Source organism: Salegentibacter flavus (assembly GCF_900115145.1).
In the GTDB taxonomy this organism is placed as follows: Bacteria; Bacteroidota; Bacteroidia; order Flavobacteriales; family Flavobacteriaceae; genus Salegentibacter; species Salegentibacter flavus.
On record NZ_FOVL01000001.1, the window covers coordinates 409,722 to 424,409 of the forward strand.

The following is a 14,688-nucleotide window of genomic DNA, read 5'->3' on the forward strand; positions in this document are numbered from 1 at the left end:
CGGTATAATGCCCAAAGAAGCATATGCGAGATCAAAGGAGGAGATTCTTTCTGAATTTTCTGTAGATCCTGAAAAAGGCCTGTCTGCAGCAGAGGCACAGAAACGCCTGAAACAATATGGGCAAAACAAATTACGCAATGCGAAAACCAAAAACATCTGGTTAATTCTCTTCGAACAGTTTCTTGATCCTATAATTTATATTCTTGCTGCCGCAATGATGCTGGCCTTTGCATTTAGCGAGTGGTTAGAAGGATTTGCCGTGTTAATAGTAATTCTTATAACGGCACTCATCGGGTTTTTTATGGAATGGCAGGCGATAAGATCGGTGGAGGCCCTGCAAAAAATGGTGCAAACCGTAGCCAATGTTTTAAGAGATTCAAAGACTGAAAAAATAAGAGCAATGTTGCTGGTACCCGGTGATATTGTTGAATTGGAGGCAGGAGATGTGATCCCTGGCGACGGCCGGGTATTGGAATCCCGGAGTTTTGCTGTAAAAGAAGCCGTGCTTACCGGTGAAAGCAACCAGATCGAAAAAATTGAGGACGAACTTCCTGAAGATACGCCGCTTGCCGATCGGAGAAATATGCTCTACAAAGGGACAATTGCAGCCAGAGGAAAAGCCAAAGCGGTAATTATTGCAACAGGTACCAAAACCGAGATCGGAAGAATAAGTGAGCTTACCCATGAAGCAAAGAAAGACACAACCCCGCTGGAAAAAAAGCTGAAAAAACTTAGTTACTGGTTGATTTGGCTAACCCTTGGACTCGCTTTATTAATTGTAATAGCGGGATTTTTTCAGGGTAAAGATCTCCCCCTGATGATAAAAACCGGGATCGCCCTGGCAGTAGCTGCTATTCCCGAAGGTCTTCCTATTGTGGCAACTATAGCCCTGGCCAGGGGGATGTTGAGGCTCTCCCGGCGTAATGTGGTAATCAAAAAACTGGAAGCAGTACAAACCCTGGGAGAAACAGGAATTATTTGCACCGATAAGACCGGGACACTTACCGAGAATAAGATGAGTATTCATTATCTGGTGCTTTCTTCGGGGGAGTATCCTTTAGATGATATTAATGCCAACAATCTTAAAGACGATAAAGCCTTTCAAAAGATCATCGAAGTAGCTGCGCTTTGTAATGATAGCAGCCTGCGTGATGGGAAACAAAAAGGTGACGCGGTAGAGATCGGGCTTGTTGAATTCCTTGCGGATCAGGGCTTCAGTTATGAAGAAATGCGGGAAAAATATTCCAGAGTAGCGGAAATTCCCTTCGATGCAGAAATCAAGAAAATGTCCACCCTTCAAAACTATGAAGACCATTATCTCATTACTGTAAAAGGTGCCCTGGAAGCATTGCTTTCGGATTGTGATCTTATTTTAACTCCGGATGGAGAAAAGGAATTCACCGATAAGGAATTTTGGAAAAAAAAAGCAGGAGAGATCGCTGCTGAAGGGATTAGGGTGTTGGCTTTTGCTTACCGGGAATCTCAGGAAAAACCACATAAAGAAGAATTGTTGAAGAACCTGGTTTTTGTGGGAATTCTTGGTTTTCTGGATCCTCCACGAAAAGATATAAAACAGGCAATAGAAACCTATAAAAATGCGGGTATCAGGGTGGTGATGATCACAGGGGATCACCCGGATACTGCAAGGAAAATAGGCGAGGAAATAGGTTTAATTGAAGAAGATGCCCCTGGAACCAAAGTAATTCTGGGGCGGGAACTGGAAGAATTTGAGGCCTTTTCTCCCGAAAAGAAAAAAACCGTCATGGAAGCCGGGATATTTGCCAGGATGGTACCGAAGCAAAAACTTGATCTGGTGGAATTCTATCAGAAAAATAAAGCAATAGTTGGGATGCTTGGGGATGGAGTGAATGATGCTCCAGCCCTTAAAAAAGCAGATATAGGGATTGCAATGGGAATTCGGGGAACAGAGGCTGCCAAGGAAGTAGCTGATGTGATCCTAATGGACGATAAATTTACTTCAACCGAGCTTGCTATACGGCAGGGACGCACCATCTTTGAAAATATCAGGCAGTTTGTGGTTTTTTTGCTCTCCTGTAATCTTGCAGAGATAATTTCTGTAGCATTGGCATCTTTCAGTAACCTACCCTTACCGCTTTTGCCTTTGCAAATTCTGTTTTTAAATCTGGTAACCGACGTCTTTCCGGCCCTGGCCCTGGGAGTAGGTAAAGGTGATCCCCAGGTGATGAAGCAGCCACCCCGGGATCCGCAGGAACCCATTCTCACCCGTAAATTATGGACCTCTACTGTCTTGTATGGACTTAGTATTACTTCAGCAGTAATAGGAATTGTGGTCTATGCTCATTTGGGCAAAGCTTATCCAGCGCTTGAAGTTAATAATATGGCCTTTTATACCCTGGTCTTAGCACAATTACTGAATGTTTTTAACCTGCCCCGTCGAAAAGCTTCCTTCCTGGTAAATGAAGTGACCAAAAATCCCTGGGTGTGGGCAGCTCTTGTATTTTCCATTGCTATAATGGTGGTGGTCTATTTTATTCCCATTATGCAGGAGGCCCTTTCCCTGGTAGCCTTAAATGAAGAGCAATTCCTGATTATTGCAGTCTTCGCCTTTGCATCCTTGTTGTTATCACAGATTTTAAAAAAAATAGGATTAACAAATTAGACCTTGTTTTATTTGATAAACATTCCGCCATCAATAACCTGTTGGGTACCGGTCATGTATTTGCTTTCATCGCTGGCAAGAAAAAGAGCCAGTTGCCCTATTTCTTTTGATTCGGCATAGCGGCCAAAAGGAATTGATTTTTCGAAACCACCCTTGACTTCTTCCGGATTATCAGGACCGAGTTGATCTTCTATGGAACGCATCATACGGTTTTCTACGGGACCGGGATGTATTGAATTCACCCTGATTTTTCGTTCAGCAAACTCCAGCGCGGCAGTTCGCATAATACCAATAATTCCGTGTTTAGATGCTACATAAGCGCCAAGATTGGGAAAACCTTTTAATCCTGCCACCGAACTGGTAATAATAACACTGCCTCCATCTTCCATTCTGGGAATAACCTGTTGGCAACCCAACCATACTCCTTTTAGGTTTACAGCTATAACCCGGTCAAAAACTTCTTCGGGATACTCTGCAATGGAACTTGTTTTGCCTTCAATTCCGGCATTACTGAAGAAAATATCGATTTTGCTAAAATTGTAAAGACATTTCTCCAGGTATTTCTTAGTGTCCTCAGCTTTAGATACATCGGCAGCAAACCAGGCTACCTTGTCGCTTTTCAGGCTTTCAGCGGCCTTTTTGAGATTTTCCTCCTCCAGGTCGGTTAAAAATACTTTGGCGCCCTCTGCAAGGAATAATTTGGCAGTTTCCAATCCAATTCCACCGGCTCCCCCGGTGATTAGTGCGACTTTGTTCTCTAATCTTTTCATAATTATTTGTATTGAATTAATCCCTAAAAATTTTAGCTTCTCCCTGATTTCCGGTTGGTCTCATTTAGTATCTCTATGGCTTCTTCATCGCTTACCGCCCTGAAATCTTCATAAAATTGCCCCACTGCACTAAAATTGTATGGGGTTTCAAGGCAGATTACTTTGCTGATCTCGGGAGTGTTCCTTAGTTTTTCTACCGAGGAAGGAGGAGCTACCGGGATAGCCACTATAATTTCCCGGGGCTGTTGTTTGTGAGCCAACATAACCGTACTTAAAAGCGTATTCCCGGTAGCGATCCCATCATCGGTTATAATTATGATTTTATCCTTTAAATTAGCCGGACTGGAGTTTTTATGGTATTCCCTATCTCTTTTCTGAAGCAACTCCCTTATTTTTTCTGTTTCAGTAGTGATATATTCTTCTGAAAAATGCTCGGTGGGACTTAGCGTGACATCCGCTAAACTTACCGCACCTATAGCATATTCCTTATTATTGGGATGGCCTATTTTCTTGGATAAGACCACATCCAAAGGCGCTCCCAGCCTTTTGGCGAGTATAGCTCCTATTGGAAGTCCACCTCTGGGAATAGCCAAAACCACTACGGGCTTGTCCTTGTAGCCTGCCAATTCCCGGCTTAATTGTTCTCCTGCATCTATTCTGTCTGTAAACATCGCTTAGATTTTGATCTGAAGATATTATAAAAATATATCCTCCGAAATGATAAAAATCAATCTTGCTGCTGTATGATTAAAATCATTATTTTTTACTGTTGAAAGAGTTAATTTCAGTAGTAATTAAATTGCAGTATTATGGAGAATTTTAGAAAAAGACCAAAAGGGGAATTTATGATCCAGGCCGATTGGGATCAGCTCTATTTGCTCACCAAACACTGGGAATCTGATCTGAAATTTTTTAGGGACGATCTACAATTTCTCAATAAACTAATCGATAAATATTTTATCTGGATAGATAATGATACGAGCATAAATGAAGTTTCCAGGCTTAGATCTGAGCTTCAGGAAATTCGTTCCCGATGCGAAGACTTGCTCCATAAAACCCAAAAACACAGGGAGCAGCTTGGAGTCATGATTGAAAAGGACAGCGATGACTCCAGGATATTTCGACTGGAACATGAACATCTTGAAAATGAGATCACCGATTTCGTAAAATCCTTCAGGAAAAACAGGATAGATATTTTTAAAATCACCGAATACCTCAAAGACACCGAGGACTTTTCAGGAATTAAATAAATTTAAACTGAACAAAACATCTCATTAATAATGGGATGTTTTGTTTAACGGAATTCAGGTCTCGAAGCTTTTCTCACTCTTCTTCTTTTTGTTCTTAATGAATTATCTTGGAAAGGCTCGGATGCAGAAGTGTCAGGATACGATTCCATTATTAGCCTGGCCATAAGGTAACATACGGTAGACTCGGCTCCCTGATTCAGGTTTACATTCTCTTTTTCGAGACCGTCTCCGCAGCCGCCTGTAACGGGATTGTAGACAATACGATTAAGATGATTGTCTCCCAGGAACCAGTTGAAAGCTTTTTCCATTTTTATTTTATACGCTGGGTTTTTAAAATGCTGGTAAAAAAGATCGAGGGCCTGTATGGTGTAGGCAACATCTATGGGCTGCTCACCGTACTTTTCCGGCTCTGTATGCTTTTGGTGCCAACCTTTATTGGAGACCACCTTAAAATCTCCGTTCTTATATATCTTAGACAGAAGGAATTCAAATGATTCCAGGGCAGTTTTTTTATAAACCTTTTTACCGGTAGTTAAAAAGGCAAGCAGCATAGCTTCGGGGAGGATACTGTTGGCATAGGTAAGGTATTCTTCAAACCATTCCCAGTCTTTTTCCCTGTTGAGGTCATACCTGCTTATAAGGTTTTGTGCTAAGTCTTCTATTGCCTTTTTAAACTCTTCGTCTTCAAAATTTTCGAGGTACAGGTATAAACCCTTTATGGTAAAAGCGATTGACCGGGGCGATAAAACACCGGGTATCCAGGTTCGTGCTTTATCCATACAACTTTTTGCTCTTTTAATATATTCAGGAGGAAGATTATGGGCTTCGCTAACTACCTGACCAAGAGCCCAAATGGCCCTGGTATTAGAATCTTCCAGGTTTACATAATCGTTTTTAATATGAACCTTGTTGTGTTCATCTATATAATTCACAAAATTGCCAGCTTTGGTCTGGCATCTTTCTATAAATGATAAATAGAGATCTATATAATTAAGATCTTCACTGGTCCTGAAAATTTTATAATGCATCAGCATGACAATAAGTGCCCTGGCATTGTCATCAAGGGTATATCCCGAATCCCGATCGGGGGTACTTATCCTTGAAAATTGTATCATTCCCTTTTCCGTAGTAAGTCTTTTAAGATGATCCAGCTTGATTTTTGGTTTGGAAAATTTAAGCGGTTCATTTTTGTCTAAAATATCCTGGTATACTCTGGCATGTTGAATGGCAATATTGTCCCATACACTGGAACTGGTTTTGGTATAAGCCTGCACAGCCATAAATTCCCGTAGTTTTTTATCTGAAAGTAATTTTATAGCGGCTTCTGATAACTGCTTGTGATCTCCAATTTCAATGAGGATTCCGAGTTCGTGGTTAAGGATTTCTTTGGTGTGCGGATTGGTGGTTGCAATTATGGGACAGGCACAGCTCATTGCATAAGAAAAAGTGCCGCTCACCGCCTGGTTCGGGTCCTTGGAGGTAAACAGGTAGACATCTGTTGCCTGTAATAATTCCAGGAGCTGATTTAACTCCAGATAGGAATCGTAAAATTTAACATGGGCTGAAAGTTCTAACTGATCTACCAGGCTTTTTAAAAATTTCCTGTAATTATCCCTGTTGTTTTTTATATTTCCCGGATGGGTTTTTCCAATAATGAGATATAAGGCGTCCGGGTGTTGTTCTACGATCTCTGGTAAAGCGTATAATGCTGTTTCAATGCTTTTTCCTGTACCCAGTAAACCAAAGGTAGATAAGACCAGTCTCCCCTGGAAACCATATTTCTCCTTGACCTCTTCCGGGGATTTCCACGCTACCATATGAGTTCCGTGCTCAATAAGCGCCAGTTTTTCTTCCGGAATACCATAATCCTCGACTAAAATCTTCACCGATTGCTGAGTCATAATGAATATTTGATGAGAGTATTTTACCAGTTTCTGAACCACCGATTTCAATTCCGGATTGGGGCGGGGGAGTACCGTATGAAAAGTCATCACTACCGGTTTATCTGTCTTTTTTAAAAATTCAAATAAATAGCTGCCATAAGCTCCGCCAAAAAGGCCAAACTCATGTTGGATATGAATCAGTCTAATCTCAGGATTTCTGTTAATATCCTCTGCTATACGTATATACTCTTGTTTTTTCTGGGGATTAAAATGATATGAGAAACCCGGTTTCTGGGCCTTTACAATTTCCAGTTCTTCGCATTCAAAACTTTTCCCGAATTTACGCTGAATAGACTGCATAGTATCGGTGGTATAAGTAGCTATTCCGCAGGTGGTAGGCGGGAAAGTAGACATAAAGAGAATTTTGGATGTGTTATCTAAGTTTTTCATTCTGATTCCTGTTTTAGTTCATTTAGCAGGTCCTTTAATTTAACCGAAGCCACTGCAATACAATCGTCTCCGGCCCCATAATAGATGTACAAATCTTCTCCGAAAATGGCCGTGCCGGTAGGGAATACTACATTGTCTACTACTCCTTTTTTTTCATACTCTTCGGTGGGGGAGAATAAGGGAGTTTTTAATTTGGAAATCATCCTGCCGGGGTTTTCCAGGTCCAGCAATGCGGCCGAGGCATGATAGATCAAACCTTTAACGGTGGTTTCCACCGCGTGATAAATAAGAAGCCAACCCTCTTCGGTTTCTATGGGGGGGCAGCCGGCCCCAACGTGGCTGCATTCATAATGGTATCGTGGCCGTAAGACAATATGATTGTGCAGATTCCTTACATAATCCCGCCAGAAAGCCCGGCTGAGGTCTTCCTTCTCTTCAAAGTAAAAGATCTGTATGGAAGGCCACAGACGGTGGAGTACCGCAAATTTTCCATTTATTTTCTTCGGGAAGAACATCACGTTTTTGTCCCATACATAGATCTTTCCCTTCATTAATTCGTTGAGCTTATACCGCACGAACAGTTCATAGAACAGCAGGTGTTTTTCACTTATTTTCTCGAAGTTTTCCCTGATGAGTTCTGAATATTCTTCATAATTAAATACAGGGGTGAGTATTCCCTCACGGGTAAAATTTTTCAGGTCTTCAGAGGTAGCATAAGCTCCAAAAACATTAATGCCGTCGTAGGCTGAATAGGTAAGATAATAGGTGTCCTCAATTTTGGTGATTCGGGGGTCCTCCGTCCCCTGGAATTCATAGTCTTCCGTGGGGAAAAATATAGGGGAAGTATTTCTTTTTACTACTTCCAGCGGGCCCTTCAATTGGCAATAACCTAAACTCGAATAGTTACCAATGCGCACGGCCCGGTAGAAAATATGCACGGTATCATCCTCTTTTATTACCGCAGGATTAAACACCCCTTCATTTTCAAAGTTGTGCGGGGTCTTCTCCAGGATCACTCCGTGTTTTTTAACTTTCGGCGGCATTTCCAAGCAGATTTTATTTCCATTAAAGATGAGGAAAGATGAGCTTTAAAGCTATGATATTTATCAAGTTATCAATTTCTGCCTGCAATAATATTTTGTTAAAAATGCTTAGGCATTTAAAGTGAATTATAGCTGATGCCGGTCATATTAAATTTGGGAAGCTGGGCGTAAATTAGAGTAATCATTAAAACATCTACTATGCATATCAATATACAGTTTGTGAAGATTAAAAACAGCGATGCTTTAGCTGAATTCATTAACCAACAACTTGAAAAATTACAAAATAAATATGAATGGCTTATCCGGGCTGAGGTTTTTATCAAATGGGAAAGCCAGGCTATCGGGAAGGATAAGATCTGCGAAATAGAACTTAGTGCCCCGGGACCCCGAATTTACGCTGAAGCAAGAGCAGATAATTTTGAATTAGCCGTGAAAAATACTGTAGCCGAACTTGAGCAACAGCTTAAAAAACGAAAAGCAGTTTTTCAGAATCATTAGTTAATTTAGGTGTTAATTTTTGAACCCGGTGAGAGCCGGGTTTTTTTATTGCCCGAATTTTAAAACAAGAGATCGCTGTATTCCCACACCTTATAGAGAAACAGAAATAAAAAACCTACTGCAACAAGAAACTCCATAAACGTTGAGGCCAGCAAACCTACAAAAGACCCAAAAGCCGCCCGCACCGCCGATCTTGAATCGCTTTTATTGATAATTTCTCCTATAAAAGCTCCAACAAATGCCCCTATGATAATTCCGAAGGGGATTGGTGTAAAAATACCAATGACCAGTCCAATAGTTGCGCCCCACATCCCTGTCTTGCTACCTCCATATCTTTTAGTACCCATAGCCGGAATCACCAGCTGAAGTAAATAGATAAGTATGGCAATAGCCAGAGTAACTCCCAGAAAAAGATAGTTTACAGGCACCGATGGTGCCAGGTACAACATTAATAAACCTAGCCAGCTAATCGGAATTCCCGGCAATACCGGAAAAAAACTGCCCAGGATCCCGGTGATGATTAAAATTCCACCCAGAATAACAAAGAGTAAATCCATAGTTTTTATGCTATTTTCAAGGGAAGTTACGAATTAATAGAAATTGTGCTGAAAATATTTTTAACTAAAAAATTAGGTAGAACTAAATATTTAGTTTTATATTAGCGGTGTTAAAAGAATTTTAGGTTTCAAGTTTGATTTATAAGCTTGAATCTGGAAAGACTAAAAAGAATATAAATTGATTTCCGCTCCCGATTTTTCGGAGGGACGGAAATGAGAAGAAAAGTATAAATAGATTTCCGTCTTCACGGAAATGACAAAGGAAATATTATGAAACAACTCACTAAAGCAGAAGAAGAGATCATGCAGATCCTCTGGAAACTGGAAAAGGCCAATGTCGCTTCTATTATAGAGGAGATACCCGAGCCTAAGCCTGCGTACAACACGGTTTCTACCATCGTACGCATCCTGGAAGACAAAGGCTTTGTAGATCACGAGAAGAAGGGGAAAGGCTATCTGTATTTTCCTTTGCTGAAGCGTGAAACCTACAGCAACCAGAGCATTAACAAGTTGATGGACTCTTATTTTAACGGGTCTTTTAAAAATATGGTCTCCTTTTTTATGAAGAAGAACGAGATGAGCACTAAAGACCTGGAAGCTATTTTAAAGGAAATCAATAAAAAAGAGGACTAATGCTACAGTATATTTTACAGGCAATATTATTTCAACTGGCATTTTTGTTGGTCTATGAATTTTTGCTAAAAAAGGAAACCTTTTTTAACGCCAACCGGGCTTATTTGCTGATAACGCCGGTGCTTTCCTTGTTACTTCCTTTTTTAAAAGTTGAAGGTTTAAGTAGTCTTTTTCCGGCAGATTCTGTTCAGGCCTTAACCTCAGTTTTGCTGCCAGAGGTCTTCATAGGAGATCAGCCGCAGACAGTTCAGCAATTGCCCCAGGTAGTGGTGAAAGAAAACGGGTTTCAAATAAATTGGTGGCTGGTCTTTTATGGTTTAGGATTACTTGCCACGATGATGATCTTTCTCAAAAGATTCTCTAGTCTAAACCGTTTGTTCCGTTTTCGGAAAATTTCAGAAGAAAAGAATTTCAGAATCATAGAGATCCCGAACTCAAAGATAGCCTGTACCTTTTTCAACACGGTTTTCCTGGGAGATAAAATAACTGAAAGCGAAAGACAGCAAATTCTCTCACATGAGCTGGTACATATTCATCAAAAGCATAGTCTTGACCTGATGTTCTTTGAAATTCAGAAGATTATTTTCTGGTTCAATCCGCTCCTATATATCTATCAAAACCGAATCTCCACTTTGCACGAGTTCATCGCCGATGCCAGTGTGGTAAAGCGCACCGGGAAGGAGAAATATTATGAGCAGTTGCTCAACACCACCTTTAACACCCGGAATATTTCATTTATCAATCAATTTTTCAATCATTCATTAATCAAAAAACGAATTATTATGTTACAAAAATCGAAATCAAAATCAATCGCAAAATTTAAATTCCTTATCATCGTTCCGCTCTTGCTGATAATGCTAACCTATGTGGCTTGTTCGGATAATTCTGAAGAAATTCCACAAGATCAGTCGATATCCGAACAATTGACACAAATAAAAAATGCAATTGAAGATGGCAAGGAATTAACCGACGCCGAGAAGCAGCAATTTTTTAGTCTTATGCAACAGATAATAGAAGACGGAAATTATCCACCACCACCTTCTCAAACTAGAAATGTGGCATCTGGTGCAGATGTGCCCTTCGCGGTAATCGAAGAGGTGCCGGTTTTCCCGGGCTGTGAAAATGAGTCAGATGAGGAGGCGAAGAAAAAATGTATGAGCTCAGGGATTGCAAACTTTGTAAATTCAAATTTTAAGGTGAAGGAAATGCGCGAGTTCGCAGAAGTGGGTATGAACCGGGTAATCGTTCAGTTTAAAATTGATGCTTCCGGAAAGGTTGTCGATGCTAAAGCTCGTGCCTCAAGTCCGGAACTTGAAACTGAAGCCATTCGGGTAATAAATTCTTTACCTCAAATGCAACCCGGAAAACAAAAAGGGAAAGAAGTTGGGGTAATGTATTCGCTTCCTATAGTTTTCCAGGTAGATGAATAGAATACTTCTTTTAATTATGTTGATTTTAGTAGCTAAAGCCGAAGCTCAGACTTCGGCTTTGGCTATTTCCGACAGTTTATATGCTGTTGGGGAGTATAAGGAGGCAATTGAAGTACTGGAAGGGATTTCGGATAATTCTGAGAGAATTCACCAAAGCCTGGCAAAATACCATTCGGCTGCGGGGAATTCAGCAATAGCAATTGAGCATTATGAAAAACTCCTGGAATTTAATCCTAAACGCCTGCTCACAGCTATAGATTATGGGAAATTACTGGTGAAAACCGGAAAACTAAGCAAAGCCGATAGCCTTTTCTCCAGTCTTACCAATAAATATCCTGAAAACGCAAACTTCTACTACCAGCACGCACTTATAAAGGAAAAACAAAAGGATAGCACGGCCATGGATCTTTTTATGCAAAGTATAGCTTTAGACAAATTTCATCAGGGCGCATTGTATAAAATTGCCAAAGAAGAACTTAGGAACCGTCGCTATAGCCTAGCTGAAAAACTTAGTAAACAAGGCCTGGAAGCGAATCCTGAAAATGCATCCTTGCTTTCCATTCTCGCACAAACCTATTCTTCGCTTAAAGAATATCGTAAGGCGATCCCACATTACGAAAAATTGCAGGAATTGGGGCAAGAGAGCGAGTTTATTTATTCCAAACTCGGTTATGCGAATTATCAACTTTTCGATTATAAAAGGGCGATTTTATATTATAAAAAAGCCCTGGAATTTGAAGACCGCAACGCAGCCACCCATTTTATCCTCGGGAAATTATATGCCCAAACCGGTGATTTAGATAAATCGGAAACGCATTTGCTTATGGCCATTCTCATCAAAAAACAACCTGTAGATGCCGAATTTCTTAGCCTCGGACTTACGTATAAACTTCAGAAAAAATATAAAGACGCCTTGGACTATTTTGATAAAGCTTTAGAAGAAAATCCCGATAATCAGCGGGCGCTCTATGAAAAAGCGGTGGCTGCCGATAATTATTATAAAGACAGGGAGCTGGTTTTACAGCATTACAATACCTATTTGCGAAAATATGAGAAGAAGGGAAATCCGGGGATGCTCAGCTTAACCAGAAACCGGATTAAGGATATAAAAAAGAAACTTCATTTGGAAGAGTAAAAGCATTGTATTTGTATTAATATGGAAAAATTATTGTTCTCCTTACTTTTCTTTTTTTAATGATCTAATTTCTTCATAGCATACGGAATTGACCTCCTTATAGGATGCGATAAAACTAGCTATCTTCAATAACTGTTGTTCATAGGTCCAGATGAAAAATCATAATGAAATATGATTATCAATCCATTATGTCCTAAAAAGAAATATATCCCCGTGCTTCCGGTGATTTTCGTTACTCCAAAAAAACATCCTGTTGTCTACCTTTAATATAAGATGATGCTGTAACCAGGATCTACTGTTGTGTTTAACTAAAATATTGGGGTCATGAAAAAACTTTTACTTTTCTTATTAGGAATTATACCGGCTTTATTGTCCGGGTCAATATGGAGCCAGGAAACCGACTTTCCATATACTGAAGGCTTTGAAGATGCCTTTACTATGCAAAACGAGAATTTTATTCCCAACTGGTCCGGAAACGAGGTAGATGGGATTAGAATTTTTCAGGAGGATTTTTTTACAAGATCAGGAGATTATTCATTAGGGCTGTGGCCAGTAGTGGAAGAGGGGGAAGATGAGGAAGAAGTGGAGATATTTGCCCAGGTTCGTCTCGATCTCAGTGGAATGGAGAATGTTGCTGCCAATTTTTGGGTGGCTACCAGGGCTACAGGGGCCATGAAACACGTTAAGCTATTTATGCAACTTTCCACAGACGGAGGCCTTAGCTTTGGCTCCAGGATTTTGATGGGGTCAGATCACCGGGGATTCAATAATGTGGATTCAGATTTTATGGAATTCACTTATGCTCTTCATCCCGACGCTTTTGATAATAACGACGTCGTGCTTAGATTTCTAACTAAAGCGGGCGCGCGAAAAGGGACAGTTGCAAAGGTTCTAATAGACGATGTGCTGATCTACGCAGCAGAGAGCGATATTTTTCCTCCGCTTGCCCTTGAGCCTAAGGCATTAAGTATTGATGAGATACAAATAGAATTCAGTGAACCGGTAAACAATACCGCCCTGAACATTTCAAACTATACTCTGAATTCGGTACCTGCGGAAGGAAGTGTTGAAATTTCAGAGGAAGGGGATTTGGTTATACTTCATTTATCCTCGCCTATTGAGATAGGAAGATATTATGAACTCGGAATATCCAATGTTGAGGATCTGGCAGGCAATGTGATGGAACCTATGACTACAGATATCATTTACAATCCACTGCAGGGAGGTCTGGTGATAACCGAGATTATGTATGATGAACCTCCTGTGGGACAAAGAGATGACCTTGAATTCATTGAGCTTTATAATGCTTCCGATAAACCTATAGAGCTAGGTGGTTTGAGGATAAAAGGGGGAATTACCAGCGGCCGTTTACCCAAATATACTCTGGAGTCCGGCGCATATTGGGTAACAGCCAAAAATGCCACAGTCTTCACCGATTTCTTCGGAATTCCTGCCTATGAATGGCACGGGGCAAATTTAAGCAATGATGAACCTGAAACCATCTATATTATCAATACCGATCATCACTCTGATGTCATGATTGATCTGGTCACCTATGGTATTGGTTCACCCTGGCCGGAGGGTGCTGCGGGAGGAGGTTACTCTATGGAGCTTTGTGATGCCAGTCTGGATAATAACGATCCCGCCAATTGGAGTGATGCTACTATGTATGCAGGCACTTATAAAGGATATGAGATCTATGCCAGCCCGGGGAAAAGCTGCTGTACCTCTGAGATCATTGTGGATGCAGGACCTGATAAGATAGTTTATACCGGTTTGCCTGAAAAATTTAGTTGTACTGAACTGTCTGTTATGGCATCCGGAGGAACACCTCCATATACATACAGCTGGACACCCCTGCCTGAGCTTTCCGGACCTGAAGTGGAAGTATGTCCTGAGATTACCACAACTTATACTGTAAGGGTAACAGATGCACAAGGCTGTTCGGGTACTGATGAGGTTGTTGTTCTGGTATCAGATATTTCAGAAAAGCAGAAGGTCGAGTTATGCTATAACGAAAAAACCCTTTCAGTTCCCCCTGCTGCAGTCAAGGCCTTCCTTGCCAAAGGAGCGGTGCTGGGAGCCTGTGAGGATCTTTCAGGAACTACCAATTCCGGGGATGAAATTGTAAATATCACTATATATCCTAATCCATCTGCCGGACCGTTAACCCTTGAATTTAAACCCATGTTTGAAGGTAGAGCTTCTGCAGAGGTCTTTAATCTTTCCGGAAAGAAAATGAGCAATCTCTTTGTTGGAAATGTGCAACCTGATACAGATTACAGCTTTGAATTGAATACCGGTAACTGGCCAAATGGGTTCTACCTCTTTGTAGTTAAAACCGGAGGGACAACTGCCTCCCGCCAGTTCATAGTTCGGAAATAATATCTTTGCCAAA

At 40.8% G+C, this 14,688-nt stretch carries 12 protein-coding genes; 7 read left to right on the top strand and 5 right to left on the bottom strand.

What is annotated here, in order from left to right:
• Positions 1-7 precede the first annotated feature (7 nt).
• On the top strand, positions 8-2,641 hold the full coding sequence (locus tag BM266_RS02000; protein WP_093405183.1) for a cation-translocating P-type ATPase: 2,634 nt from the start codon (positions 8-10) through the stop codon (positions 2,639-2,641).
• 8 nt (positions 2,642-2,649) lie between these two features.
• On the opposite strand, the gene BM266_RS02005 is transcribed toward BM266_RS02000, so the two are convergent.
• The gene (locus tag BM266_RS02005; RefSeq protein ID WP_093405186.1) at positions 2,650-3,411 is read right to left on the bottom strand and encodes an SDR family NAD(P)-dependent oxidoreductase; all 762 of its coding nucleotides are present in this window, start codon (positions 3,409-3,411) and stop codon (positions 2,650-2,652) included.
• Between the two features lie 32 nt (positions 3,412-3,443).
• A complete protein-coding gene (locus BM266_RS02010; RefSeq protein ID WP_093405188.1) occupies positions 3,444-4,082 on the bottom strand; it encodes a phosphoribosyltransferase in 639 nt (212 codons plus the stop codon).
• 138 nt (positions 4,083-4,220) lie between these two features.
• On the opposite strand from BM266_RS02010, the gene BM266_RS02015 reads away from it, so the two are divergent.
• Positions 4,221-4,661 carry a hypothetical protein gene (locus BM266_RS02015; RefSeq protein ID WP_093405191.1) on the top strand — a complete coding sequence of 147 codons (441 nt, stop codon included), beginning with the start codon at positions 4,221-4,223 and terminating at the stop codon, positions 4,659-4,661.
• A 44-nt stretch (positions 4,662-4,705) separates the two neighbouring features.
• On the opposite strand, the gene BM266_RS02020 is transcribed toward BM266_RS02015, so the two are convergent.
• Positions 4,706-6,994, bottom strand: coding sequence for a glycosyltransferase (locus tag BM266_RS02020; protein WP_093405193.1), 2,289 nt, complete (start codon positions 6,992-6,994; stop codon positions 4,706-4,708).
• Entirely contained in the window at positions 6,991-8,037 is a 1,047-nt protein-coding gene (locus BM266_RS02025; RefSeq protein ID WP_093405195.1) for a glycoside hydrolase family 130 protein, read from the bottom strand. The genes BM266_RS02020 and BM266_RS02025 overlap by 4 nt, the downstream gene beginning before the upstream one ends.
• Positions 8,038-8,235: 198 nt before the next feature.
• On the opposite strand from BM266_RS02025, the gene hpf reads away from it, so the two are divergent.
• Positions 8,236-8,535, top strand: coding sequence for a ribosome hibernation-promoting factor, HPF/YfiA family (gene hpf / locus BM266_RS02030; protein WP_093405198.1), 300 nt, complete (start codon positions 8,236-8,238; stop codon positions 8,533-8,535).
• Between the two features lie 59 nt (positions 8,536-8,594).
• Here the strand turns inward: hpf and BM266_RS02035 are convergent, their stop codons facing one another.
• Positions 8,595-9,092 carry a DUF456 domain-containing protein gene (locus BM266_RS02035; RefSeq protein WP_093405201.1) on the bottom strand — a complete coding sequence of 166 codons (498 nt, stop codon included), beginning with the start codon at positions 9,090-9,092 and terminating at the stop codon, positions 8,595-8,597.
• Between the two features lie 270 nt (positions 9,093-9,362).
• On the opposite strand from BM266_RS02035, the gene BM266_RS02040 reads away from it, so the two are divergent.
• From BM266_RS02040 to BM266_RS02055, 4 genes are all read left to right on the top strand, one after another.
• On the top strand, positions 9,363-9,725 hold the full coding sequence (locus BM266_RS02040) for a BlaI/MecI/CopY family transcriptional regulator (RefSeq protein ID WP_093405203.1): 363 nt from the start codon (positions 9,363-9,365) through the stop codon (positions 9,723-9,725).
• Entirely contained in the window at positions 9,725-11,155 is a 1,431-nt protein-coding gene (locus BM266_RS02045) for a M56 family metallopeptidase (protein ID WP_093405206.1), read from the top strand. Before BM266_RS02040 ends, BM266_RS02045 begins: the two co-directional genes overlap by 1 nt.
• A 16-nt stretch (positions 11,156-11,171) precedes the next feature.
• The gene (locus tag BM266_RS02050; RefSeq protein ID WP_245760363.1) at positions 11,172-12,290 is read left to right on the top strand and encodes a tetratricopeptide repeat protein; all 1,119 of its coding nucleotides are present in this window, start codon (positions 11,172-11,174) and stop codon (positions 12,288-12,290) included.
• 324 nt (positions 12,291-12,614) lie between these two features.
• On the top strand, positions 12,615-14,675 hold the full coding sequence (locus BM266_RS02055) for a lamin tail domain-containing protein (RefSeq protein WP_093405210.1): 2,061 nt from the start codon (positions 12,615-12,617) through the stop codon (positions 14,673-14,675).
• Positions 14,676-14,688 lie beyond the last annotated feature (13 nt).